Source organism: Halothece sp. PCC 7418 (assembly GCF_000317635.1).
GTDB lineage: Bacteria > Cyanobacteriota > Cyanobacteriia > Cyanobacteriales > Rubidibacteraceae > Halothece.
On record NC_019779.1, the window covers coordinates 3603073 to 3625296 of the forward strand.

A 22224-nucleotide genomic window follows, 5' to 3' on the forward strand; every position below is an offset into this window, starting at 1 on the left:
TGTGTGTTATAGCCCACATTCCGCACCCCAATCGTAATCAACTCCCTGACCGTTCTGATAAACTTACACAAATTTAACCAAATAGGCTAAACTTGACGTTAACTTCCTGCTTCTTTCCCACGAGGGGCTTTTCCTAGCAACGTCGGCGTTATCTAGTCCACAGGCTTCTTCTATTTATACGAGCGAACTACCCGCACTCATACAGATTTTTACTGGCATTTAAGTCTCGATCGCAACTAAAACCACAACTTTCACATTGAAAAGTCCTTTCTGATAGAGATAGTTTTTCTTTTACTGTCCCACAGTTAGAACAAGTTTTAGAAGAGGGAAACCATCGGTCAGCAATGATTAATTGAGAACCATAAAGTTGACATTTATACTCTAGCTGACGACGGAACTCATAGAAGCCCATATCTGCGATTGCTTTAGCTAGTTTATGGTTAGCCAACATTCCTTTAACGTTTAAGTCTTCAATAACAATCTTGCTGTGGTTCTTAGCAAGATAAGTCGTTAACTTATGAAGTACGTCTTTACGAATGTTAACTATCTTTCGATGAAGTCTAGCTATCTTAATCTGGGCTTTTTTCCAATTTTTAGAACCGATTTCTTTATGGCGATTTAAGTATTGAAGACGAGAAAGTTTGGCTTCAAACTTTCGATAAGACTTCGCACCTTCAAACACTTCTCCAGTAGAGAATGTCGATAAAGTCTTAACACCTAAATCAACTCCTACAATCTCGTGAGCTTTTGGTGTATTTTTGACTTCCACTTCAATCTTAAAAGAGACAAACCATCTATCTGCTGTGCGAGAAATGGTAATTATTTTTGGGTTAACACCTTGAGGAAGTCTCTCAAAAGTTCTCACCCAACCAATCTTGGGAAGTTTGATCTGGAAATGATCAATCTTGATGCTTCCATCTAAGGTGAAGCTATCATTCCTGCCTTTTTTCTTAAATTTTGGAGGTTTTGAAACACCACCAAAACATCTTTTCCATGCTTCTCTGAGATTCCTTAAAGCAAATTGAGGAGCGCATTTAGAGACTTCGTAATACCAAAGATTTTTGGGTTTACAAAGAGCAACTAATAACTTGTGAAGTTCAATTGCTGAAGGAAACTTAAGTTTATCGTCAGGATTTGCTTTATTATGATCAAGGATGAACTTAGTTAACGATAATCCCCAGTTATAAGCGTGCCGAGCCACTCCTGCGTGTTTAGCACAAAGAGTTTTCTGTTGATTATTAAGGGTTAATTCAGTCTTAAAAGAGAGGATCATTTTAAGTCTTTGGCTACCTCTTTTAACTCTTGGACAATTTGTTTATTTTTGCCACTTCTCGAACTGTATTCTTTGTTCTTTGTTCTTTGTTCTTTGTTCTTTGTTGGTTGTTAATCAATGAACCACGAACCATGAACCATGAACCATGAACATCCACCGACTCGCATTACGTACCTCAACCAACTAGGAAACGCTATAATCCTTTCTTGCGATAATTAATTCCAGAACCTAAGTCAGATATTAACTCGTAAGACCAACCATTTTTGGAACAAAAAGACTCCAAAACAATTTCTTGTCTCTTCAGGTCTTCTTTTTGGTCATTACTGCTAACACGGGCGTAAGCAACAGTTAAAGAAGCATCTTTGTTTTTACCCAAGAGTTCCGACACCTCGAACCGACGATGGTTTCCTTCAGTACGGACTGCTTTGATCCGTCCTTCAGATTCCCACCTGCGGATGGTTCTTGTGGAAACACCTAAGAGTTCTGCTGCTTCAGAAACTGTAACTAGATTAGACATATATTGGTTAAATCTGTTTGCTTGTTTAAGTATAACAAACTTTATCCAAGATTTTGTTTTCTGTTTTAAGCCCTCACCGCTATATTCTCTCTTCTACCACTCCTTCTGCTTGGTGAACGATATTTCTTAGTTGGTCTAGGGTTTCGGGAGAAGCATTATTCCACATTCCTCGTTGTTGGGCTTCTAACAGTCTTTCTGCAATATCTCGCATCGCCCAAGGGTTTTTCTCTTCTAAAAACTGTTGAACGTTCTCATCAAGAAGATAGGCTTGCGTGACCCCTTCATACATATAATCTTGAACACATTGCGCGGTTGCATCATAGGCGAAGAGATAATCGACGGTGGCTGACATTTCAAACGCCCCTTTGTAGCCATGACGCATTACCCCTTCGATCCATTTGGGATTGACCACCCGAGACCGATAAACACGGGTGATTTCTTCACTTAATTGTCTCACTTTCGGGTTTTCCATCACAGAATTATCCCCGAAATAGGTCTGAGGATTTTTCCCTCTGACCGCCCGTACCGCAGCGGTTAATCCTCCTTGGAATTGATAATAGTCGTCGGAGTCTAATAAATCATGTTCGCGGTTGTCTTGGTTATGGAGGACCACTTGTAAGTTTTCGAGGCGTTGACTAAAGGCTTGGGGGGCTGCTTTTCCGATTCCTTGGCGGGTGTAAGCGTAACTACTCCAGTTGATGTAAGCCTGGGCTAAATCTTCGTCAGATTGCCAGTTTTGGGCTTCAATTAAGCCTTGTAAGCCTGCACCATAGGCGCCTGGTTTCGAGCCAAAAATTCGGTAGCGCGATCGCGCTTTTGCTTCTTCTAAGGATAACCCTTGTTGTTGCCAGTAGTTGCTTTCTTTTTCGGCTTGGGTAGCTAAGGGATTGTCTTCTGGGGTTTCATTTAAGTTAGCAACCGCGTCTGTCACTTGATTAAATAAATCTAAGAGATTGGGGAAGCCATCTCGAAAAAAGCCAGAGACCCGCAATGTGACATCCACACGGGGACGATTTAAAACTGAGAGGGGTAAAACTTCAAAATCCACCACCCGCCGTGAAATGCCATCCCAAACGGGTCTCACGCCCATTAATGCAAACGCTTGGGCGATATCATCTCCGCCAGTCCGCATGGTAGAGGTTCCCCAAACCGAAATCGCGAGAGATTGTGGATATTCCCCGTTATCTTGGGTATAACGCTCAATCAGGGCTTCTGCTGCTTTATAGCCCACATCCCAAGCCGTTTCCGTGGGAATCCCTCGAATATCGACGGAATAGAAGTTGCGCCCTGTGGGGAGGACATCGGGTCGTCCGCGCGTCGGTGCGCCTGCTGCACCTGGGGGGATATAATCTCCGTTGAGTCCGTGGCGTAAGTTTTGGATTTCTTGCGGGGTTGCTTTCAGTTTTGGGAGTAAATCAGTTTGTATCCAAGTTAGTTCTTTTTGGAGTAAGGTAGGGAGAGAAGAGAAGGGTTGATGATCTAAAATAGGTTTGAAAACAGTCTTTTCGTTCTCGATCCCCCCTTCGCCCCTCTTCGTAAGGGGGGTTATGGAAGGCTGTGATAGTTCAGATAAAATATGGGTAGAAATTAGTTCTGCTGCATACTCTTCTAAGAGGGCGACGACATCCCCAATAATGCGGGAACTTGATAAGTTTTTAGGGAAAGAAGTTTGGTTTTGATCGTAAGAGAAGGGTTGAGAATAGTCAGTGGTTAGCGGATCGAAATCGAGATGATACGATTGCGCGATCGCGCGAGTAATGCCAAGATGATTTTGGCTAGGAGAACGAGCAATTGATAAAATTAAATCTCGCAGTTGTCTCCCTTGTGGACAGTTGCCAAAAATATGTAAACCGTCTCGGATTTGGGCTTCTTTTAGGTCACATAAATAGCCATCTGCTAAGGTTAAAAATTCACTCACGCGATCGCGATTAAACTCTTCCATTCCGAAGTCTTGATGCAGATTTTCTTGAGTGACTAATTCTGTGATTTTATCTGCAATCAAAGGAAGCCGAGTGGGATCGAGGGTTTGCGCTTCATAGTATTCATCAATTAACCCTTCCAACTGTTGTAATGATCCATATAATTCTGCACGAGTTAAGGGCGGAGTTAAGTGGTCTAAAATAACACCATGGGCGCGACGTTTTGCTTGTGACCCTTCTCCAGGATCATTGACAATAAACGGGTAAAAATGAGGAATCGAACTCAGGGCAATTTCAGGGTAACAAATATTACTGAGACTCAAACTTTTTCCAGGTAACCATTCTAGATTCCCATGTTTTCCCACATGAATAATCGCTTGGGTTTGAAAGTCTTGACGTAACCAATGATAGAAGGCGAGATACTCTGGTGTCGGTTCTAAATCAGGAGAATGATAGTTTAATGTGGGATCGAAATCGTATCCGCGAGAAGGTTGTATTCCTACAAAAATATTTCCGAGTTGGATTCCAGAAATGGGAAAATGATCTGTTTTGATTTCTCCCCAACGTTGGGTAATGGCTTCCTGTATTGCTTGCGGAAGCCTCGCAAAATAATCTTGATAACTTTCTCTTGAAAGCGATTGTTTCACTTGACGATAAGATTGTCCTTCTGGGTCATTTGTTACGCCTTCAGTTAGCCATTGAATTAACTCATCTCCTGTCTCTGGAAGTTTAGAAACTTGATATCCAGATGCGTTTAAGGCTTTTAAGATTTCAACACAACTTTCTGGTGTATCTAACCCCACCCCATTGGCAAGTCTTCCATCTTTATTCGGATAATTCGCCAGAATCAGCGCAACTTTTTTATCAGCATTTTTAGTATTTTTAAGTTGAATCCAATTGTGGGCTAAATTAATAACAAATTCCGCGCGATCGCGCAGTGGTTTATAAGCAATGACATCGGTTTCTAACTGTTCATTCCACTGCTGAGAAGACTTAAAGGAAATCGCCCGAGTAATCACTCGCCCATCGACTTCTGGAAGTGCAACATTCATCGCTACATCTCGCGGATTTAAACCTTGCATTCCACTTTCCCACTGTTCTTTGGTTCCCCCACTTAAAATTACTTGTAAAACTGGAACATTTAATTTTTGCCAAAAACTGTTTTGTTGTTCTTCTCCAAACTTCGCTAAAGAAAAACTAGTTGTATTCAAAACCAGTTCAATATTTTGACAATAGTCTAAAACCTCTGCTTGCACTTCTTCTTGACTTAAAGCAGAAACAAAAATTGGCACAGGAGATAAATTTTTCTGAGTTAATTCTTCACACAATAAATCAATCGGGGCTGTGTTCCCTGCTAAATAATGAGCGCGGTAAAATAAGATTGCAACTCGCTTTTGATTTGTTTCTTTATCTGAAAGGAAAGAAGACGAATAAATTCCAACTTTAGGAACAGATTTAACAGCAGGGGGTTGATAGTTGGTTCCGCAGCCTAAATCAGCAACAAACTGTAAGCTATGACGACAGTTTTCGACTCCCCCTTCAATGAAATATTGCCATAATTGATTGACCGCAGAAAGAGAGACAGTCGAGTGACTAATTAAAGCAGGATCAGCGCGATCGTCTCCTGGTAAAACAAAAAGAGAAGCCCCATTTTCCTCTACCGTTTCTTTAACCACTTCTAACCCATAAGACCAATACGCCCGTCCCCCTAAAAGCCTTAAAATAATCACTTTAGCTTCTCTTAAAACCGTATCTGCATACGTATCGATACTTAACTCTTGTTGCAGATTTAAAATATTCGCAACCCGCACCTCTGGAAACTCAGGGGGAAGTTGTGACACTGCACTTGCTAACATCTGAATATCGGTATCTGCTGCGGTTAAAATAACGATCGGTGCAGGATTTTGTTCAATAAAAACCACCCCTTCTGTTTCGGGACTCCAACCCCCTGGAGTTGCTGCAATACGGTGCATAAATCTTACTTCATCCTGAATTCTGTATCGTTACAAGATGATAGCATGAATGAAAAATTAAAGGAAAGACAAAAATTGAAGATTTACCTAGTTTCATTAAAAACTTAAACAGGTGCAGTGATGGCAAAAAATGACGATTCCTTTTTATTTAACCTTTTTTTGATTACCTTCCTTTTCGTGATCTTGATAAATGTTGCCCCTCTTTTATTCACACTGATCTATCCTAATGCTATACATTTTTCATGGGTCTTTTACTGGATTACGATACCGCTTAGTGGTTTACTCATTTTAGGAGTAGGATTGATTGCTGTTTTAACTCTAAAAATAAAAGGTGATTCTCAAACTTATATCAGAGAAGGAATAAACCTTCGTGAAAAAGGAGATTTAGAGAGGGCGATTCAATCTCTTAATACAGCAATCGAAATGAATCCGAGTTCTTTTAAGGCGTATAGTATTCGTGGGCTTGCTTTGACAGAAAAAGGAAACTTAGAAGCAGCGATTCAAGATTTTAATCAGATGGTTAAATTAGTTCCTAAGAATCCGATCGCGCATTATTACCGTGGTGTGACCTATTTAGATCAAGGAGAGAAAGAAAAAGCACTTCATGAATTAGAAACTGCAGCTAATCTTTTTCGCCAACAAAAGCAGGAAAAACGGTATCAAGAAACAGTAGAATTTATTAGAGAGCTAGATCGTTCTTGATTGATAAATCTATCTTTTGACAGATGAAATAAACCAAGCCAATTCAAGCTAGAATAATAATGTCGAGGTCTGGAAAAACTCAAATGTCTGAACCAACCCATAAAGGCGAAATGGAACAAAAACTGGCGGAAATGGGGTCAAAAATTGATGAATTAAAAGCAAAAGCATCCCAAGCCAGTGCAGAAAGAAAAGAAGAACTGGATCAGCACATCCACCAGATTCAGGAAAAAAGAGAAGCCATGCAGCAGCGACTCAATGAGTTACAAGAGACCAGTGGGGAGGCTTGGGATGAGATTAAATCGGGTTTTCAATCCGCTTGGGATGATCTAAATCAAGCGTTTGAAAAAGCAAGAGAACAGTTTAATTGACGCACTCCCACGTCTTAAAGACGCGCTTGATTCGGCGATCAAACAAGAAACGCAGGACAAGCCTGTCTTACTCTCTCTAACACCTGAGGTAGCGCCCTACCTCAATATCTTCAATAACCGGAACTTTACTTCTCGCGAAATTGAAGATAACTTTATTATAGCAAAGGTTGTTCGTTTTCAGGCTATCGAAGCCTTCAACTCACCGCCTTATATCCCACGGCTAAAAGCACGTGGGCGCGTGCGGCGATTTCTGTAACTTATTCTTGTTCTTCAGTGGCTTCCGAATTAGAAGTGTTTTCTTCTGCTTCTGGTTGAGTTGTATTTTCATCCGTTAACAGAGGAGTCATTTGTTTAATCTGATCTTTAAACTGTGCGGGTGCGAGATCAAAGGCTTTTTCGTATAAGGGCTTCGCTGCTTCATCATCTCCTTTTTCCTGTTGAACCAATGCTTGTCCTAAAACAGGACGGAAATCGCCAGGGTTGCTATCTGCAACTTCTTCATACAGCGCGATCGCGCCATCAAATTGTTCAGTCCGACCATACACCTGCGCCAATAATAACTTAATGCTAGTGGTATTAATATCTTCATTACCACCTTCAGCTAACGCTAACGTATCTTTCAACTCACCAATTGCTGCTTCAGGGCGATTTTGTTGTAATAATAAATCGACCAGTCCTTGTAACGCCCGAGGATCGCCTGGTTGATTATCTAAAATAGTGCGATAAGCATCCGCAGCCCCTTCTAAATCACCCACTTGCTGTTTTGCTTGCGCCAAAAGAATGCGATAGGCTTGTTGATCAGGATTGAGATCAGCGAGTTTTTCTAAAGGAGGAAGTGCGCCTTCAATATCCCCTTGCTGAATCCGAACTTCAATCAGCCCTTGTAAGGCACTTTCATTATCTGGCTCTTTTTCTAAAACCGCTTCATACCCTCTGGCTTGATCCGCGAGATTGGCTTGTTCAGGTGGCGTTTGTGCCGAAGATGGATTATTGGCTTGCTGTGGACTGTCTGGGTTGAGAAAAGGAATCACAGAAACCCCCACGAAGGCGACAACAATAATACCAATAACGACTAAAATCCAAGTCTTGTTTTTTTTCTGATCAGGGGAAGAACTCATATTACTTTTTTTGAGAGAGTGTTTATCAATGACTCACTAAACAACATTAACACCCCCACCGCCAACCGCCTCAGTTGAGCAATTCTCATATCCCACGCGCTTTCACCCGTGGGAGTGATAGTGGACCTCGCCAGTCCTAGAATTGCTAAATTAACCCATAAAATTAAAGTCGGTTGCTGTGAGACTCTCAGGACTAACTCCTTGTAAAAGAATCAAATCATTATCGACGCTATCAAGACCAAGCAATGTCTCCTCTCCATTGTTGCTAGGTGTCAAGATGAGGTTCGTGAAATCTAACTCTGGAAAACCAACAAATATCATTTGATCGGATCCGCTAGTAAAGTCGGTGATGGTGTTGATGCTGGTGGGGAGATTTTCCGATTCAAGGCGAAACTCATCATTTCCCGTTCCCCCTGATAAGAGATTATCGCCACCAGTGGTCAAGGTTAAGGTATCATTCCCCTCACCAGCGATCGCGCGATCGCTGCTACCAACAATGAGATTATCATCCCCCTCTCCTCCATAGAGGCGATTTTGACCATCACCCAAAGACGCATCAAGGGTATCATTTCCACTCCCGCCAAAAGCGCGATCGCTGCTACCAACAATGAGGCTATCATCTCCGTCTCCTCCATAGAGGCGTGTTGATTCTTGTTGGGAGTTCTGATTATCAATGGTATCTTCCCCTGCACCGCTAAAGATGAAACGGGAAAGGCTGTCCGCATCAGTTGTAATCTCGTCATTTCCAAGAGAACCAAAACCGAGGCTAGATTCTGAATCATTGACGGCATTCACGGTCACACTAACGGTGGCGGTGCTGCTGTTTCCTTCGTTATCGGTAAGGGTGTAACTGAAGCTGTCACTCCCATTAAACCCTGCATTGGGAGTATAGATGAAGCGATCATCAGTGGGATTATCTGGCGTTCCGTTATTGTCAATCTCCACTGTGCCATTGTTGGCATTCGTTTCCAGCGCGATCGCGCTTAAACCTTCTTCAAAGCTATCATTGAGCAAAACATCAAGGGAGATGCTTTCGTTTTCATCAACGCTCACACTATCATCAGTTGCGGTTGGGGGGACAACAGGAGGAGTTGTATCTTCCACAGTAACGGAAAATGTATCTTCCACTGTTTCACCGACTAAGTTGGTGGCTTGTACCGTCATTTCTGCGGTTCCCGTTGCATCCTCCACATAATCCAACCTTAACTCGCCATCGCTAATGCTGGGGGTGACTAAATCTGGATTCGAGTTATTAGTGACTGTGAATTGAAGTTCTGGTTTTTGGACAATAGAAATACTTTCGTAGCGAACAAAGTTTTCATCACCCGTTAATTGAGGATTCTCGGGGTCAGTCATCAAAGGTAAATTAGTAAATGCTGCTTCTCCTGTAAAGTTACTGGCATCAAAAGTGGGGAGAGCCGCGATCGCGTCAATCACCTCGAAATCGCTTTCTGAAAGCAGTTCTCCAAAGACAGTAAAACCGCCATTTTGATTATCGAGATTTTCCGAGTTATCAGCGAGATTAAAAAACCACTGACTAGTTGCGCTGTCGGGATTATTGCCTAATTTTGCCATGGCAATGGTTCCTGCCACATTAGACCGCTCTGGACTAAACTCATTCACAATCGGTTCATCTAGGGGAACATTAGAAATGGCACTAGCAGGATCATCTGCTGCGAGTGCGTCTTCTAATCCATCAACAATGAAACCTCCCCCCTGCACCACAAACTCTGGCACAGCGCGATGAATAATAGAGTTAACGTAATCCCCATCCTCAACATAGTTTGCAAAATTTTCAACCGTTATGGGAGCACCATTCTCCGCTTGATCAAAAAGTAATACTTCAGTGATGCCTTGATTCGGAAATGTCTTATCGAATAACTCAAAACGAGCCACTAAACCTGTTGTGTATGGATCATCAAAGTTATCAAAAAGATTGACTGTTGTCTCTTCCAGATCAACCAGCACTTCGAGATCCGCAATTGAATTTGTTAGAACGGGAACTGCAACCACAATAAAACCTCACTTCCAGCATTAATCAAGTTGATAATTATAGCAGGTTTTACTTGATAGTCGAAATTGACCCGTTTGATATTAGCTGTAATGATGAAATAGTGGTGATAATTTAAAGACTTTAGAAACAAGAATAATGGCTAAAGAAGTGATTCAAACCAAGCAAGCAGCAGCACCAGTCGGCCCCTACAATCAAGCGATCGCTGCTCAAGGAAAAATGATTTTTGTGTCGGGACAAGTTGCCCTTGAGGCAAAGACAGGAACGCTAGTTGGTGATGGGGATGTGGTGGCGCAAACTAAGCAAGTGATGGCAAATGTGGAAGCAATCTTAACAGCAGCGAATGCAAGCTGGGAAAATGTCGTGAAAACAACTATTTATCTGACGGATTTAAGTCATTTTGGGACGGTTAATGAAATCTATGGTTCTTATTTTGATCCTGAAACCGCCCCCGCCCGCGCTTGTATTGAAGTGTCTCGTTTACCGAAAGGTGCGTTAGTGGAAGTGGAATGTATGGCGATGGTCAGTGACCAGTGACCAGTGACCAGTGACCAGTTACCAGTTACCAGTTACCAGTTACCAGTTACCAAAAAGCAATTTGTATTGGTAAAAGTGATGAGAAAACGGTAAAAGATTAGATCTTTCTATCAAATCCGCAACTTTACAGAAGTTAACGAAATGAGTTGAGGGAAAAATCTTGACGAAATTACGCGGTTTCAGGTATGCTGAAGAAAATGAAAATCCAGAGGGAGTATTGACTTTTTATAGAAAAAACCACTTCAACCCCTTGTCTTCTCGTCGCTTCCCCAAAAATCTTGTCAAGTTTTTGGAAACGAGTTGCACTAATTTTTAGACTGGATTTAAAACTTTTGTGAAGAGGGGTTGACTTGTTGCAGGGATTGTGAATTGGGGATTACTGTCCGAGATACGCTTCTAAAACCTCTGCGTTCCCTTGAATCTCTTCGGGAGTACCATGAGCCAAGTTAGTTCCTTCAGCAAGAACCCATACCTGTTGGCATAAAGACATAATAACATCCATATTATGTTCAATGATGAGAAAGGTAATCCCTTCTTGATTCCAGCGCAAGACATGGTCACTAATTTGATTAATCAGAGTGGGGTTGACCCCTGCTGCGGGTTCATCAAGGAGAATCAGTTTCGGGTGAGTCATCAGAGCGCGGGCGAGTTCCAGTAACTTCCGTTGACCACCAGAGAGTGCGCCTGCATATTCATAGGCTTTATCCGCCAGTCCCACCGAGTCTAACAGCAGGAGTGCGCGATCGCGCTGTTTCTTTTCTTCGCGCTGCACTCGTTTCGGCTTGATTAAAACCTGAAATAAGTTTTCTCCTGTTTGTTTTTGCGCCCCCAGCAACATATTTTCCAATACAGATAAACGAGACAGGACTCGCGCCACTTGAAATGTCCGAATCAACCCTTGCTGGGCAATACGATGAGAGCGGAGAGTTTGAATCGGTGTGCCATCAAAATAGACTTCTCCCTTGTCGGGAGTGATGAAGTTAGATAAGAGATTAAATAGTGTCGTTTTCCCAGCACCGTTGGGACCAATGAGTCCTGTAATACTACCAGCTTTGACTTGAATCGACACATTGTTCACAGCTTGAATGCCACCAAAACTTTTGCTTAAGCCTTGAGCGGACAAAAGAGCATCAGTTGCAGGTTCTTGCGTAACCGTTGCTGGATTAGACAAGGAATAAGACTTATCGACCAAGAGTGAGTTCCTCCTTTTTTCCTAAAATCCCTTGCGGGCGAGACACCATTAAAACCATTAAAATCAAGCCAATGACGAGAATGCGAAATGCTCCTAAACGGGCATCATCAATCCATCCTAACTGGGGAAGAATAAAGCGAGTTAAGGAATCATAGGCCCAGAAAATCACTGCACCGAGTAAGACTCCTCCATTATTTCCTGCACCCCCTAAAACAACAATTGTCCAACCATAGAAACTAATCAGAGGTTGAAAGTTACTCGGATAGATGGTGGTTAATTGCCAAGCATAGAACGCCCCAGCAATGCCAGCGATCGCGCCACCGAGCATGAATGCTTGTAGTTTATACCAAAATACATCTTTGCCCAAAGCTCTTGGCACTTGTTCATCTTCTCGAATCGCTTTCAGGACTCTTCCCCAGGGGGATCGGACTAAAGTTTCTACAATCAAGTAAAAGACTGTCAGCGTCATTAAAATCAATAACATCAGTCCAGATTTATAGTCATAATCAATGAGAGCAATGATTCCATTGACATAAACCATCCCGCCTAATAAAACAGCAAACACTCCCCAGAAACCTAGGTCAAAGGGAAACTTTTTAATTCCGCGTTGTTGTTTTCTCGCTTCAAATTCTGCTTTTAAGCTCCGTTGGAGTTGCCAAAGTCCAAACAGCGCGATCGCGCTTAAAATAAAAATCATTGTGCCTTTACTCAGCCAATTGGGATTAAACTCTCCTAACGGCAAAGGAAACCCTTGAACGCCAAACGCGCCTCTTGTTAACCACTCTTCATTGAGAGCAATGAGCCTGAGGAGCTCGGAAACCCCAATAGTAACAATGGCAAGATAATCTTCTCGCAGCCGTAACGTCGAAAGCCCAACCAAGAGTCCTAAGAGCATTGCTAAAACCGCTCCCGCGATCGCAGCCATGAATATAGGAACGCCCTGCAAACTGAGTAAGATAGTGGTGTAAGCGCCCACGGTCATAAAAGCCACATGACCAAAATTAATCAATCCAGTATAACCCCATTGGATATTTAACCCAAGGGCAAAAATCGCAAAGATTCCAGTGGAAATGGTCAGGAAAACTAAGTAACTTACCATCGGATATCTGATACTTGTGCATTATTCCCTAGATTCTATCTTAATGACGCGAGAGGGCTCCCGTTATAGCCGTTAGGCTTAACGGGTAGATGAATCGCGTCCAAATCAAAAAAGTCCGTCAGGACATCCTTACACAAGTAGTCAAATTGTGTAGATAGTGTTATCATACGTCTAATGACTTGCAAAAACCAATGCTTACCCTAACTTACGAGTACAAGTTACAACCAAAGCGACAGCAGATTGAAATGATCGAGCATACGCTTGATGTCTGTCGTTCGGTTTGGAACTTTGCGCTCAGAGAAAGAAAGGATTGGCATAATTCTCGCAAGTCACCTGTTAATGCCTGTTCCATCCAACGAGAGTACATTATTTCTGCCGATGAATCTTACCCCAACTACCATAAACAGGCAAAGGCTTTAACCGAAGCAAAGAAAACTGATGAACGCCTTAAGTCCGTTAACGCTCAAGTCCTTCAGCAAGTTCTGAGGACTCTTGACCGAGCGTTCGCTGATATGAAGGAGAAGGGACTAGGGTTTCCTCGGTTTAAGAATCGGTATCGTCTGCGGTCTTATGTTTATCCACAGCTAGGTAAAGAGGTAATCAAAGGGAGTTGTATTAAGTTGCCTCAATTAGGGTGGATTAGGTTCAGAAAGTCAAGAGACATTCCAGAGGGATTTAAGATTAAGCAAGCCAGAGTTGTCCGCAAGGCTTCTGGCTACTTCGTGATGCTTTCCCTCCAGTTAGATGTGGATGTTCCTCAACCTTTTCCTCATGGACATCCAAGAGGGTTAGACCTCGGGTTTGACAAGTTTGTCGCTACTTCCGATGGTTTAGAAGTTAAACGACCTCGGTTCTTAAAGTCTCTACAAAGGAAGCTGCGATCGCTCCAACGTAGGCTAAAGAACAAACAAAAAGGGTCGAATAACCGACATAAGCTAAATCGGAAAATAGCAAGAGTGCATCAACGCATCTCTGACACTCGTAAGGATTGGCACTTTAAGTTGGCGCACCACTTGTGCGACGGTGCTGGAATGATTTTTGTCGAAGACATTAACTTCCGCACTTGGCAAAGAGGAATGTTGTCTAAACACGCTGCGGATGCTGGGTTCGGTCAGTTTGTTAACATCCTCCAGTGGGTTTGTTGGAAGAGAGATGTTTACTTTGCCAAGGTGGACAAAGATGGGACATCTCAAGAGTGTAGCCAGTGTGGGACAGAGACTGGTAAGAAGACTCTTGAGATTAGAGTCCATAACTGTCCTGAATGTGGCTACATCGGAGCAAGAGATGTAGTGAGTGGTGAAGTAATCAGAAATCGGGGATTGTCTGACCTCGGGCAGTGGTTGGACGTTAAACAAAATGCCTGTGGAGACGATCTGGCGGGGGCGTTGCCTAGCCAAGAGTCTGGGAAACAGGAAAGCCTAGTCGCGAGGCTGGGAATCTCCCGTCATAGCGCGTAGCGTTTGACGGGAGAGGATGTCAACGGATTTGTTCTTCGTTATTTGTTCTGTAGAGACATTCCATGGAACGTCTAGATTTGGCGTTTTTCTGCTTCTTCTCGGGTTAAGCCTTCCCACTGCATCAAGAGTGCAGTTTTTACCCGATTACCGCTTTTTTCGAGCAGGAGGGCGGATTCTTCCCGCGACAGGGGGGTCAAGTCCTGAAGAATCCGCAAGGCGCGATCGCGCAATTTTTCATTGGTAACGGCAACATCCACCATCCGATTCCCATAAACTTTCCCCAGTTTGACCATCGCCCCCGTGGAGAGAATATTCAACGCCATTTTCGTCGCCGTTCCCGCCTTCAAACGAGTTGATCCCGCTAAAACTTCCGCCCCCACCAACAGCCGAATATCCACATCAACCTTGACAGATAAGTCATTTTGTGGTATGCAAGCAAGGAAAATGGTGGTTGCTCCTCGGGCTTGGGCTGCCTGTAACGCACCGTGAACATAAGGAGTGGTTCCGCCTGCGGTGATTCCAACGACGACATCTTCGCTGTTAATCTGATGCTGCGCGATCGCGCTTTCTCCATCTGCTTTGCGATCTTCCAAGCCTTCAGAACTTTTCACCAAAGCATCTTTTCCCCCCGCAATAATCCCCTGTACCAATTCTGGTGGAGTACAGAAGGTGGGGGGACATTCTGCTGCATCCAACACCCCTAAACGCCCACTGGTTCCGGCACCGACATAAAACAAACGTCCTCCCCTTTTCAGGGCTTCACTGGTGAGATCAATCGCTTGGGCGAGTTGTTCCCGCGCCTGATGAATTGCCCTGAGGGTTTGTGCATCTTCCCGATTGAACAGTTCGACAATTTCCACGCTGGAGAGTTGGTCGAGGTGGACACTATTGGGATTATTTTGTTCCGTTAAGAGATGACCGCGAGAGGAGTGCATAGGTTGAGGTTGAGAAGAGAACCACAGAGAGAGGACTAACAAAGAACCAAGACCGAATTTAAAGTAAATTTTCTAAGCGACGGCGAACATCATCCAGATTATCACCACTTGGGGATTCTGGTGTACTGGTTTTATCTTCCAAACTCCAGTCCATTTGCTCCACCTTGCTATCAGGAGGCGTAATCAGTTTTCCTTCAGGAATATGTTGTGCTTCGTAGCCTGCTTCCTCGCAAAAGGCTTCAATTTCTTCAGCATCAATTTCTTCTACACTGGGTTCAGGAAAATCTTGCGCTTCTAGCATCAGGGCAAAGCGGGTGGCATCGTCTTCTGACTCAAACATTAAGACAATATCGCGATCGCCCATTTTTAGCGAGTGGATGCCTTGGTTTTCACTTCCGGTATTGAATAATAGTACATAGACACGCATAATGCGAATGACAGTCCTTAATTTTGATTTCACCAACAGTTTGCTATCCTTCCCAGTTTAACGAGATCGTTATTAATTGTTAATTATTAATTATTCAAATGACACAATCCACCTCTCACGCCATTACCTTTAGAAATGCTGTCTTGGGCGCAGTCATTGCAGGGGGCTTAAGTTATCCTCTATATCGCCTCACACAAGCGATTATTGCCCGTTATGCGGAACAACCGCTTCCCGATAGTAATCAAACTGCAGCAACGATCGCGGTTGCGGTCCGAACTTTAGTCATGGGAATTGGGGTTTTAGCCACTGCCGTTTTTATTCTTGTTGCCGTGGGGTTATTGCTGCTGGCGATCCAAAGCGGAATCCAATGGCTGCAAGAGAACCAATCTTCTTAATCTTCCCGATCCACCTCGATCACCTCTTCCGTCTCGACCGTTAATTCTTCTTGCCAACGTCGAATGTTGGTTCTTGCTTCTTGATAAACACTGCTGCGAGACGGGATGTTCTGTGCGATACGAATGGCAGCAGCTAAATTATTTTGATTTGCTTGTTGCAGCGCGATCGCGTAAAGTTGTTTACTCCACTGGTTGAGCAATCGTTCTGCTTGATAACGGTAGGTTTGAGAGTTCAGGGCTTGACGGACCTTGACAATGGCTTGTGAGAGAGCATCGACTGTTTTAGCAGAAGCCATTTCACTAGCTTGACGGAGGGTTTCTCGGGCTTGGAGATCGCTGCGCCAACGTCGGATATCACTTTGGGCTTCTTGATAGAGGGCGCGGTTGGGACTAATTTCATTGGCTGTGGCGATCGCGCGTTGGAAACGTCCTTGATTGGCGAAGCGAACTGCTTGTTCTAAAATTGGCTGGTCTTCAATGCGTTGAACCTGATCGCGCCAAGTGGCAATTTTCTGTTGCGCTTGTCGATAAAGAGCACGATTGGGACGAATTTGTTGAGCAACGGCAATGGCTGATTTATAATTTTTAATGCTACTTCCGCGAGCAATGTTGCTGGCGCGATCGAGAATGGGTCGATCTTCAATGGTTTGTATCCTGCGATTCCACTGATTCACCAACTGTCTGGCTTCTTGATAGCGAGGATTCCCTCTTGGCACTTCATCTGCTTTTGCCATAGCAGCCCGTAAATCTGATGTCCTCCCCCCATTGGCATATTTTTGAGCCAAATTTAAGGTTTGTACGTCATCAATTTCTTTTTCCCAACGGGTAATGAGGGTTTGGGCTTCTGTGTAAAGGGGACGCTCTTCGGTTAGGGTTTGGGCTTGCGCGATCGCGTCTTTTAAGCCACCGACATTTCCCGATCGCGCTTCTAGACCAGCTAAGGCAATTTGTTTATAGTCAGCCACTTCTTCTTCTAATTCAAGGCTTTCTGGAATCCCTTGGGCGATATCTAACAAAGTATCCCAACGCCGTTGATCTAAGTTGTCTTGCGCCCGCTTCATGAGGGTTTCCCCAACTTGATGAATCAGGGTTTGTGCGGATTGGTAGGAGTAACTGTCTTGGTCAATGCTTTGTGCTTTTTCCAAAGCGGTTAATAAGTTTTGTACTCCCCCTTGATCAAAAGCATCTCGGGCTTCATCGAGGACCGCGCCTTCAATTTTTGCCTGTTGAATTTTTGCGACCAATACTGTATAGCGACGATTAGCTAAATAGTCATTATCGAGGTCAACCAGTCTTCCTGCTTCTTCAAAAGCAAGATTCCATGCTGCTTCTTGGAGACGGGTTTCCACATCCTCTTCGATGGCTTCTCCTTTTTCCCAAATGCTCTGCCACCGTTCCACTTTTTCCGTAATTACTTCTTGCGCTGCGATACCAGAAGGAATTTTTTTCGTAATCGCGATCGCTGCTGCTAAATTCCCAGCTTGAAACTGTTTTTCCCCCAATACTAAAACTTCTTCTGACCAAACTTTAATATTTTTATTAATTTCTTGACGGAGGGGATGGTCTTCTGGGAGTTCTGAAACCAGCGCGATCGCGTTGAGCAAACTGTCGGCATCGCCTTCTTTAGCTTCTACTTGTGCACAGTATAGCCGTCTTGATCCTGAAGCGAGGGGCCAATAAACCGATTCACACCCTTTGGGAGTATTCAGGCTGAGAAGAGCAGAGGTTGCTGCATAACCAGTTACGCCAAACGTCACCATGACCACAGTTGCCCAAAAGGGCCAACCGAACAATTTGAAAACGCTTTTCCCCTTGGGAGGAGACAGAGAGGCTTCACTAGTCTTTGCGGTTTGTTCTTGAGAAGGGAGAGAATGATTTGCCATAATACAACATCAGGGGCTAATTTGAGTCACAAAGGGATTTTCGGCAGTGGGACTCCTTAATCATAGGTTAACTTAATAGCGGATTCCTGCTGCTTCCATCCGCGCGATCGCGCGTTCCATTTCTGCTTCTGGTATGGTTAAGGCAATGCGGAAAAAGCCTTCACCAAACTTGCCATAGCCATTGCCTGGAGGAACAATAATCCCACATTGATCTAACAACAAATTGGCAAATTCTTGGGAGGTATAACCCTGAGGAACCTGGACCCAAACATAGAGGGTGGCTTTTGGTGGTGTCAGATTCCAACCTAAACGGTTCAAGCCTGTAACAATAAGATCCCGACGACGTTGATAAACTGTCATCAGCTGATCAATTTCTCTCCGTGGCGTTTCCAATGCGGTAATGACCGCCTGTTGAATCGCTCGGAAGACTCCTGAATCAACATTACTCTTGACTCTGGCTAACCCTTCAATTCCCAAAGCATTCCCGACGACAAATCCCACGCGCCAACCGGTCATATTATAAGATTTAGAAGCACTATGAAACTCGATCGCGCACTCTTTAGCTTCTGGCACTTGCAAGACACTCGGGGGCAAATAACCATCATAAGCCATTTCCGCATAGGCATGATCATGACAGAGTAAGATGTCATGTTGGCGACAAAAGGCAACCACTTCTGCAAAAAAATCTAAACTCGCCAATGCCCCTGTGGGGTTATTGGGATAATTGATCCAAAGCAGTTTAGCTTTTTGAGCTATTTCTATGGGAATTTGCTTTAAATCAGGTAAAAAATCATTTTCTGGTCGTAGAGGCATGGGATAGGGCTGACCATCAGCAAAGAGGGTTGCTGTTTGATAAACGGGATAACCTGGATCAGGAATGAGGGTATAGTCTCCAGAATCAACAAAGGCTAAAAAAGTGTTGTGAATGGCTTCTTTTGAGCCAATGGAAGATAAAATTTCGGTTTCTGGGTTGAGATCCGTAACCCCGTAGCGACGCGCCATAAAAGCAGCCACCGCTTCCCGAAACGCCATTGTTCCCTGATAAGGAGGATAATTATGGGTACTGGGATCATCAATGGCTTGGTGCATCGCCTGTAGAATTGGTTGGAGGGTAGGTTGGTCTGGATCACCAACACCTAAATTAATTAAATCAATCCCTTGGGCGAGTAGTTTTTGGCGTTTGCGATTAATTTCTGCAAAGAGGTAAGGTGGAATGTTATCCAGACGCTGAGAAAATTTCATGGTTATTACATCACGGGTCTGAAACCCTGTCAAAAAGGCACATTAGTTAATTAGGATCGAGAGTTTTTTTAAGCGAATCCCCTAGAAACTCCGCAAAACCTTTGAGCAAGCCCCTTCCATTTGGGGAGGATTGCTGACGAGGCTCATTTGGCTCATTAATGGAGAGTTTTCGTTAAAGTAGAAGGAAATGTAACTCTTTCGCAATTGTAAGACACCATGGCATCCTCAACCTCTATGGCTGTAAGAGAACTTCCTCTTTTCCCGTTACCGGATGTAGTTCTATTTCCGAGTCGTCCTCTCCCACTGCACATTTTTGAGTTTCGTTATCGCATGATGATGAACACAATTTTAGAAACGGATCGTCGCTTTGGGGTGTTAATGTTTGATCCAGTCAAAGGAGATATTGCAACAGTGGGCTGTTGTGCAGAAATCTCTCAATTTCAGCGTCTTCCCGATGGTCGGATGAAAATGCTGACCCTCGGACAACAACGGTTTCGCGTCTTAAACTGGGTACGAGAAAAGCCTTATCGCGTGGGCTTAGTAGAATGGATTGAAGATGAAAGCCCAGACATGGATTTACGTCCTCTTGCTAGTGACGTAGAAGCCTTGTTAAAGGATGTCGTCAAGCTATCCGCTAAGTTAACGGATCAAAAAATTGAGCTTCCCGATGATATTCCAGACTTACCGCGAGAATTATCATTTTGGGTGGCGAGTAACCTGTATGGGGTTGCCTCAGAACAACAAAGTCTTCTTGAAATGCAAGATACAAAAGCCCGCTTAGATCGAGAAGCAGAAATTTTGAATTCCACTCGCAATCACCTCGCTGCGCGTACAGCGCTCAAAGATGCGTTGAAATAAGGAAAATTTGGAATGAAGTCCTCCGCGCGGATTTTACTGGGGTTAATTTTTGTTGCCTTGGCGGGAAAGTTGACTAGTCTCCTGCTAGGGGCAACAAAACCGCAATGGATTGAACAAAGCCGAGAGCAAATGACCGTGTTATTGGGTGGAGAAACCAGTAAAATGGCTGACCCCCAAACACCGAAGTCATTGCCTCCTTCTGAAGTGTTTTCTCTGGTGTCTTTGCCCACACCAGAACGGATCAGCAAGCTGGAATTAATTTTAGAACGCGGTCATCAGCCAGACCAAAATCGCGCTCGTTATCTGCTAGCAGTTACCGCCTTAGAAAACCAGCAACCGGATCAAGCCCTTCAATATTTAGACAACTTAGACATGGATTATCCCTTACTCACGGGCTACATTCGTCTGAAACAGGCGGATGCTTATGTCATGAAAGGAGAGAGTGAAAATGCAGCAGTAATTTGGTCTGAAATTATCGAAAATGATTTTAATTCCGCAATTATTGGAGAAGCCCGATATCACTTAGGAAAAAAAGATCCGCAAAACTGGGAGACTTTAATCGCTGAGTATCCAGAACATCCTCGCACTCATGAGATTATTCAGGAGCGTTTAGCCAAGAATCCTGATCAACCGGCACTGCTGAAAATTTTGTCTCAGCAGACTCCAGAAGCCAAGGGAATGAATCAGGTGCGCGATCGGTTGGTGAGTGAATATCAGAATCAACTGACTCCTGAAGATTGGAGCGCGATCGCGCAAGGCTATTGGGAAACATGGGAATACGGCAAAGCAGGAGAAGCCTACGGTAACGCCCCCAAAACTCCGAAAAACCTCTATCGTCAGGCTCGATCCTTACAAGTCAGTGGCGAAACTGGTAAGGCGAAACAAATTTATCTAGAACTCCTGAAGACTTTTCCTGATACAGAAGAAACAGGCTTAGGCTTACGTCGCTTAGCGGGAATGGTATCCCGTTCAGAAGCAATCTTTTACTTGGATCAAGTGATTAATCAGTTTCCGCAAGAAGCCCCAGACGCGCTGATCACGCAAGCCCAACTTTTAGCAGCAGAAGGAAAAACCCAGTTAGCCCAACAAGCCAGAGAAACCTTATTAAATAACTATTCTCAGTCTGATGCAGCAGCAGACTATCGCTGGGAACGTGCAGAAGCAGCAGCCAAACAAGGCAATATCAAAGCAGCTATAGACTGGGTAACTGCGATTACTGAAGAAAATCCCAAGGACATCCTAGCAGCCAAAGCTGGATTCTGGCGGGGAAAATGGTTACAACAGCAAGGAGAAACCACAGCAGCCGAAACCCAATTTCAGGAAACCTTATCGCAATATCCAGAGTCTTATTATGCGTGGCGTTCTGCGGTGCATTTGGGTTTACCTGTGGGAGATTTTGATACCATTCGCGATCAAATGCCCAAGGTGGTGAAACCCACCTCTCGTCCTTCACTTCCTGCAGGTTCAGCGTTACTGAAAGAACTCTATCGACTGGGACAAGATGATGCAGCCTGGACTCTCTGGCAAATGGAAACGAGCAATTCATCTTCTTTATCTGTGGAGGAACAATTTACAGATGGCGTTTTAAGGCTAACGCAAGCAAAATATCTCCAAGGAATTGGTCAAATCTCATCCCTACAATATCGGGATGAACCTGCTGAAATTGCTCGTTGGCAAAATTTACGGGAAACGCCGATGTATTGGCAGGCTTTATTCCCTTTTCCCTATCACAAAAGTATTCTCAAGTGGTCTCAGCAACGAGAGTTGAATCCTCTCTTAACGATTAGTTTGATTCGTCAAGAATCCCGTTTTGAAAAAGAGATTGGTTCGGTTGCGGGGGCAAAAGGATTAATGCAAATTATGCCCAGTACAGGAGAATGGGTCGCCAGTAAGACCAATCTCAAAACCTATTCTTTAGTCAATCCCGAAGATAATATTCAGTTAGGAACGTGGTATTTAGATTACACTCACGACCGTTACGATAATCATTCGATGTTAGCCGTGGCGAGTTATAATGCTGGACCTGGGAATGTGGCAAAGTGGGTCAAGCGTTACGGGTTAGCCGATGCAGATGAATTTGTGCAAAATATTCCCTTTCCTGAAACAAAAGGCTATGTCGAAGCCGTTTTTGGCAATTACTGGAATTATTTACGACTCTATAATCCTGAGATTCAAACTCACCTATAGCGTTTCCTAGTTGGTTGAGGTACGTAATGCGAGTCGGTGGATGTTCATGGTTCATGGTTCGTGGTTCATTGATTAAAAACCAACAAATAACAAAGAACGAAGAACAAAGAACAAAGAACCAAAATTTAGAA

Annotated in this window: 18 protein-coding genes; 7 read left to right on the forward strand and 11 right to left on the reverse strand. The window is 43.8% G+C overall.

Annotation, left to right across the window (positions count from 1 at the left end):
* Window positions 1-187: 187 nt before the first annotated feature.
* The 3 genes from PCC7418_RS16525 to cobN form a co-directional block, all read right to left on the reverse strand.
* Window positions 188-1273 carry an RNA-guided endonuclease TnpB family protein gene (locus tag PCC7418_RS16525; protein WP_015227332.1) on the reverse strand — a complete coding sequence of 362 codons (1086 nt, stop codon included), beginning with the start codon at window positions 1271-1273 and terminating at the stop codon, window positions 188-190.
* A gap of 193 nt (window positions 1274-1466) precedes the next feature.
* The gene (locus PCC7418_RS16530; protein WP_015227333.1) at window positions 1467-1790 is read right to left on the reverse strand and encodes a recombinase family protein; all 324 of its coding nucleotides are present in this window, start codon (window positions 1788-1790) and stop codon (window positions 1467-1469) included.
* 79 nt (window positions 1791-1869) lie between these two features.
* Window positions 1870-5682, reverse strand: a complete 3813-nt coding sequence (gene cobN, locus PCC7418_RS16535) for a cobaltochelatase subunit CobN (protein WP_015227334.1) — start codon at window positions 5680-5682, stop codon at window positions 1870-1872.
* Window positions 5683-5802: 120 nt separating this feature from the next.
* Here cobN and PCC7418_RS19545 point away from each other — a divergent pair, with 120 nt between their 5' ends.
* Window positions 5803-6384 carry a tetratricopeptide repeat protein gene (locus tag PCC7418_RS19545; protein WP_015227335.1) on the forward strand — a complete coding sequence of 194 codons (582 nt, stop codon included), beginning with the start codon at window positions 5803-5805 and terminating at the stop codon, window positions 6382-6384.
* An 83-nt stretch (window positions 6385-6467) separates the two neighbouring features.
* A complete protein-coding gene (locus tag PCC7418_RS16545) occupies window positions 6468-6752 on the forward strand; it encodes a hypothetical protein (protein ID WP_041596755.1) in 285 nt (94 codons plus the stop codon).
* 257 nt (window positions 6753-7009) lie between these two features.
* On the opposite strand, the gene PCC7418_RS16555 is transcribed toward PCC7418_RS16545, so the two are convergent.
* A complete protein-coding gene (locus tag PCC7418_RS16555) occupies window positions 7010-7870 on the reverse strand; it encodes a lipopolysaccharide assembly protein LapB (RefSeq protein WP_015227337.1) in 861 nt (286 codons plus the stop codon).
* Window positions 7871-8020: 150 nt separating this feature from the next.
* Window positions 8021-9883, reverse strand: a complete 1863-nt coding sequence (locus PCC7418_RS19550) for a peptidylprolyl isomerase (protein WP_015227338.1) — start codon at window positions 9881-9883, stop codon at window positions 8021-8023.
* 136 nt (window positions 9884-10019) lie between these two features.
* On the opposite strand from PCC7418_RS19550, the gene PCC7418_RS16565 reads away from it, so the two are divergent.
* Window positions 10020-10418, forward strand: coding sequence for a Rid family detoxifying hydrolase (locus PCC7418_RS16565; RefSeq protein WP_015227339.1), 399 nt, complete (start codon window positions 10020-10022; stop codon window positions 10416-10418).
* 376 nt (window positions 10419-10794) lie between these two features.
* Here PCC7418_RS16565 and PCC7418_RS16570 read toward each other — a convergent pair whose 3' ends face one another.
* Window positions 10795-11610, reverse strand: a complete 816-nt coding sequence (locus tag PCC7418_RS16570) for an ABC transporter ATP-binding protein (protein ID WP_015227340.1) — start codon at window positions 11608-11610, stop codon at window positions 10795-10797.
* On the reverse strand, window positions 11600-12709 hold the full coding sequence (locus PCC7418_RS16575) for a branched-chain amino acid ABC transporter permease (protein WP_015227341.1): 1110 nt from the start codon (window positions 12707-12709) through the stop codon (window positions 11600-11602). Before PCC7418_RS16575 ends, PCC7418_RS16570 begins: the two co-directional genes overlap by 11 nt.
* A 191-nt stretch (window positions 12710-12900) precedes the next feature.
* Between PCC7418_RS16575 and PCC7418_RS16580 the strand changes: the two genes are divergently transcribed.
* Window positions 12901-14166, forward strand: a complete 1266-nt coding sequence (locus PCC7418_RS16580) for an RNA-guided endonuclease TnpB family protein (RefSeq protein WP_015227342.1) — start codon at window positions 12901-12903, stop codon at window positions 14164-14166.
* Between the two features lie 71 nt (window positions 14167-14237).
* Here the strand turns inward: PCC7418_RS16580 and murQ are convergent, their stop codons facing one another.
* Together murQ and PCC7418_RS16590 are read right to left on the reverse strand one after the other, a co-directional pair.
* On the reverse strand, window positions 14238-15101 hold the full coding sequence (gene murQ, locus PCC7418_RS16585) for an N-acetylmuramic acid 6-phosphate etherase (protein WP_015227343.1): 864 nt from the start codon (window positions 15099-15101) through the stop codon (window positions 14238-14240).
* 58 nt (window positions 15102-15159) lie between these two features.
* Window positions 15160-15528 carry a DUF3110 domain-containing protein gene (locus PCC7418_RS16590; protein WP_015227344.1) on the reverse strand — a complete coding sequence of 123 codons (369 nt, stop codon included), beginning with the start codon at window positions 15526-15528 and terminating at the stop codon, window positions 15160-15162.
* A gap of 98 nt (window positions 15529-15626) precedes the next feature.
* Here PCC7418_RS16590 and PCC7418_RS16595 point away from each other — a divergent pair, with 98 nt between their 5' ends.
* Window positions 15627-15923 carry a DUF3082 domain-containing protein gene (locus PCC7418_RS16595; RefSeq protein WP_015227345.1) on the forward strand — a complete coding sequence of 99 codons (297 nt, stop codon included), beginning with the start codon at window positions 15627-15629 and terminating at the stop codon, window positions 15921-15923.
* On the opposite strand, the gene PCC7418_RS16600 is transcribed toward PCC7418_RS16595, so the two are convergent.
* Window positions 15920-17806, reverse strand: coding sequence for a hypothetical protein (locus tag PCC7418_RS16600; protein ID WP_015227346.1), 1887 nt, complete (start codon window positions 17804-17806; stop codon window positions 15920-15922). The genes PCC7418_RS16595 and PCC7418_RS16600 overlap by 4 nt on opposite strands.
* 72 nt (window positions 17807-17878) lie before the next feature.
* On the reverse strand, window positions 17879-19048 hold the full coding sequence (locus PCC7418_RS16605; RefSeq protein WP_015227347.1) for an LL-diaminopimelate aminotransferase: 1170 nt from the start codon (window positions 19046-19048) through the stop codon (window positions 17879-17881).
* A 216-nt stretch (window positions 19049-19264) separates the two neighbouring features.
* Here PCC7418_RS16605 and PCC7418_RS16610 point away from each other — a divergent pair, with 216 nt between their 5' ends.
* Both PCC7418_RS16610 and PCC7418_RS16615 read left to right on the forward strand, forming a co-directional pair.
* A complete protein-coding gene (locus PCC7418_RS16610) occupies window positions 19265-19906 on the forward strand; it encodes an LON peptidase substrate-binding domain-containing protein (RefSeq protein ID WP_015227348.1) in 642 nt (213 codons plus the stop codon).
* A gap of 12 nt (window positions 19907-19918) precedes the next feature.
* Complete coding sequence (locus tag PCC7418_RS16615; RefSeq protein WP_015227349.1) at window positions 19919-22093, forward strand: transglycosylase SLT domain-containing protein; 2175 nt, start codon at window positions 19919-19921, stop codon at window positions 22091-22093.
* Window positions 22094-22224: the final 131 nt, after the last annotated feature.

What these genes read in the sequence shown, in the direction of transcription:
- PCC7418_RS16525 (WP_015227332.1), bottom strand. Translation starts at nt 1,273, where the DNA reads ATGATCCTCTCTTTTAAGACTGAATTAACCCTTAATAATCAACAGAAA.
- PCC7418_RS16530 (WP_015227333.1), bottom strand. Translation starts at nt 1,790, where the DNA reads ATGTCTAATCTAGTTACAGTTTCTGAAGCAGCAGAACTCTTAGGTGTT.
- cobN (WP_015227334.1), bottom strand. Translation starts at nt 5,682, where the DNA reads ATGCACCGTATTGCAGCAACTCCAGGGGGTTGGAGTCCCGAAACAGAA.
- PCC7418_RS19545 (WP_015227335.1), top strand. Translation starts at nt 5,803, where the DNA reads ATGGCAAAAAATGACGATTCCTTTTTATTTAACCTTTTTTTGATTACC.
- PCC7418_RS16545 (WP_041596755.1), top strand. Translation starts at nt 6,468, where the DNA reads ATGTCTGAACCAACCCATAAAGGCGAAATGGAACAAAAACTGGCGGAA.
- PCC7418_RS16555 (WP_015227337.1), bottom strand. Translation starts at nt 7,870, where the DNA reads ATGAGTTCTTCCCCTGATCAGAAAAAAAACAAGACTTGGATTTTAGTC.
- PCC7418_RS16565 (WP_015227339.1), top strand. Translation starts at nt 10,020, where the DNA reads ATGGCTAAAGAAGTGATTCAAACCAAGCAAGCAGCAGCACCAGTCGGC.
- PCC7418_RS16575 (WP_015227341.1), bottom strand. Translation starts at nt 12,709, where the DNA reads ATGGTAAGTTACTTAGTTTTCCTGACCATTTCCACTGGAATCTTTGCG.
- PCC7418_RS16580 (WP_015227342.1), top strand. Translation starts at nt 12,901, where the DNA reads ATGCTTACCCTAACTTACGAGTACAAGTTACAACCAAAGCGACAGCAG.
- murQ (WP_015227343.1), bottom strand. Translation starts at nt 15,101, where the DNA reads ATGCACTCCTCTCGCGGTCATCTCTTAACGGAACAAAATAATCCCAAT.
- PCC7418_RS16590 (WP_015227344.1), bottom strand. Translation starts at nt 15,528, where the DNA reads ATGCGTGTCTATGTACTATTATTCAATACCGGAAGTGAAAACCAAGGC.
- PCC7418_RS16595 (WP_015227345.1), top strand. Translation starts at nt 15,627, where the DNA reads ATGACACAATCCACCTCTCACGCCATTACCTTTAGAAATGCTGTCTTG.
- PCC7418_RS16600 (WP_015227346.1), bottom strand. Translation starts at nt 17,806, where the DNA reads ATGGCAAATCATTCTCTCCCTTCTCAAGAACAAACCGCAAAGACTAGT.
- PCC7418_RS16605 (WP_015227347.1), bottom strand. Translation starts at nt 19,048, where the DNA reads ATGAAATTTTCTCAGCGTCTGGATAACATTCCACCTTACCTCTTTGCA.
- PCC7418_RS16610 (WP_015227348.1), top strand. Translation starts at nt 19,265, where the DNA reads ATGGCATCCTCAACCTCTATGGCTGTAAGAGAACTTCCTCTTTTCCCG.
- PCC7418_RS16615 (WP_015227349.1), top strand. Translation starts at nt 19,919, where the DNA reads ATGAAGTCCTCCGCGCGGATTTTACTGGGGTTAATTTTTGTTGCCTTG.